Origin of the sequence: Pedobacter sp. UYP1 (genome assembly GCF_040547305.1) — a bacterium.
Taxonomy (GTDB): domain Bacteria; phylum Bacteroidota; class Bacteroidia; order Sphingobacteriales; family Sphingobacteriaceae; genus Pedobacter.
In genome coordinates this window covers 1-1,559 of record NZ_JBEPPL010000048.1, presented here as the reverse complement: position 1 = coordinate 1,559, position 1,559 = coordinate 1, and the positions used below count along the sequence as shown (strand labels likewise).

The following is a 1,559-nucleotide window of genomic DNA, read 5'->3' as shown; positions in this document are numbered from 1 at the left end:
AGAAAGCCTGTAGGAAACTACAGGCTTTTCTTGTTTAAAGAGGTTTTTTATCAAACAGAAATAAACCCGGCCTTCATATAACCCGGTATATATAACCTGTAGTGTAGGGGAGTCAAACTCCTAACCTGATCCGGCTCCTGGATCAGTAGAAACTTCAATACTACTTCCTGAATTTTGAGAAAGATAATTTCTATCTTTAATTTGATGAAACGATCAATCCTTTATATGCGGGGTAGAATGCAATTGGCATTTTTGACAGGACTGATATTATCTGTTCAGTTCTTCGATAGAAGAAAGGCTGGATCCCTTGGCTAATCTCTATATCATAGCTGGCTGCAATGGTGCAGGCAAAACTACCGCGAGTAATACTATCCTGCCAGAAATCTTAAATTGTATGGAGTTTGTGAATGCTGATAATATTGCTTGCGGCCTATCTCCTTTTAATCCTGAAAGCGTAGCTTTTGAATCCGGCAGAATTATGCTCAGACGTATTCGTGAATTGATGATAGCCAGGGTTGATTTTGGATTTGAAACTACATTGTCCAGCCGAAGTTATGTTTCCCTGATTAAACAGGCGAAACTGCTGGATTACAAGGTGAGCCTATTGTACTTTTGGTTAAGCTCTCCAAATCTGACCGTAGAGCGTGTCGCTAAGAGAGTGAGCAATGGAGGGCATCATATTCCTGCAAATGTAATAGAGCGGAGATATTACCGGGGCATTGATAATTTATATAACCTGTATATGCCAGTATGTGATGAATGGACAATCGTAAATAACATGGACCTGGTACCTGAAGTGATTGCTAAATATGACAGCTTTGGAAAAACAGTATTTAATCGCGAACTTTGGAATACTATCATTAGACAGCAAAATTATGGAAAGACTTGATTCTTTAATTCAAGATGGCACTTTTACCGATAAGGTAATGGTTGGTCTCAAAAAGGCTTTGCGTAAGCTGGCTGAGGAAGCTGCTGTAAATAACGAGGATCTTGTTATTGGTGATAAAGAAGGGAATACTAAATCTGTCCCTGCCAAAGATCTGTTGAAGGAATTATCTAAATAGCTTATCGTTTGATAAACTATTAATCCATTAGTATCTATTTCTTCTCTGATATCTATTTCTTTCAGGTATCAATGCTATTCTTTTATCGGCTTTAACTTATAATAGTTTTATTCCTATTGCCTGTTTTATCATTTTCTACTGTACTGCACACTGGTTTTGATTATTATTCTTCCTATTTAATTAATCTTTCGATAAAAAAAGCGTTTAATAGACAGAAATGAGAAGAATCATGGAATTTGGCTTAATACAGGATATTGATTTTTAGCTGATTTTTTTGCTAAAAATGCGGTTTATGTGTTCCTGTAGTATTTAGTTTAAAGTTTTTATGGTTGGAAACCATGGAGTTAGCGATTGTATACAATTATTAGTGTGATATTGTTTGGCGGATGGGTTTATTTTCCTACTTTTGCATCCCGCTTCGGAGGAAGGGAAACAGAGAAAAGGATGAGTGCTGAGGATTGAAAGGATGTAAAGTAGAGGTTGTTGTTAAGCTTC

The 1,559-nt window shown here is 36.7% G+C and carries 2 protein-coding genes; both read left to right on the top strand.

Features of this window, described 5'->3' with window-relative positions; genetic code table 11:
* Window positions 1-307 precede the first annotated feature (307 nt).
* Window positions 308-889 (top strand): ATPase, encoded by a 582-nt coding sequence (locus ABIB30_RS27220; protein ID WP_354306164.1) that lies wholly within the window; start codon window positions 308-310, stop codon window positions 887-889.
* The gene (locus ABIB30_RS27215; protein ID WP_354306163.1) at window positions 876-1,064 is read left to right on the top strand and encodes a DUF8506 family protein; all 189 of its coding nucleotides are present in this window, start codon (window positions 876-878) and stop codon (window positions 1,062-1,064) included. Before ABIB30_RS27220 ends, ABIB30_RS27215 begins: the two co-directional genes overlap by 14 nt.
* The last annotated feature ends 495 nt before the right edge of the window (window positions 1,065-1,559 follow it).